Raw genomic sequence first — 521 nt, 5'->3', positions numbered from 1 at the left:
GCTGCTTGCTAACCCTGACATCGCGAAACTGATTGATGACCTAGGCACGTCCACCACGGATGCCAACGACCTGGTTCGCGGTATGTTGCAAGCTTCAATTACCCGCGGGTTAAATGCGGAAATGGATACTCACCTGGGCTATGCATCCGGTGATAGAGCAGCTAAAGCTAGTGCTGGAACGGATAATTATCGCAATGGGGCGTATCCGAAAACCGTAGATTCTAATTACGGGCCAGTAAGCATTGATGTTCCACGAGACAGAAACGGCACGTTTGTTCCTACGATGGTGCCCAAAGGCTCGAGGAGATTGACCGACGTTGATGACATGATCGTCAGCTTATATGCCGGTGGGATGACCATTCGGGATATCCAGCATCATATGGCAACTGCGATGCGTGTCGATATTTCCCATGAGACGATCTCCGCAGTCACCGACGCCGTCCTCGATGAGGTCATGGTCTGGCAAAACCGCCAGTTAGACGAATTCTACCCCGTAGTGTTTCTCGATGCGCTGCGCATTA

General features: G+C 51.6%; 1 protein-coding gene. It reads left to right on the top strand.

What is annotated here, in order from left to right:
• Nucleotide 1: 1 nt before the first annotated feature.
• Nucleotides 2-521: transposase (locus tag ABRP84_RS11255; protein ID WP_502879819.1), on the top strand; the 520-nt coding region annotated here is incomplete at its 3' end.

The sequence above is a fragment of the Corynebacterium sp. KPL2861 genome, from assembly GCF_040225475.1.
In the GTDB taxonomy this organism is placed as follows: Bacteria; Actinomycetota; Actinomycetes; order Mycobacteriales; family Mycobacteriaceae; genus Corynebacterium.
Note: the sequence above shows the minus strand (reverse complement) of the source record. Positions and strands in the feature narration are given on the sequence as shown.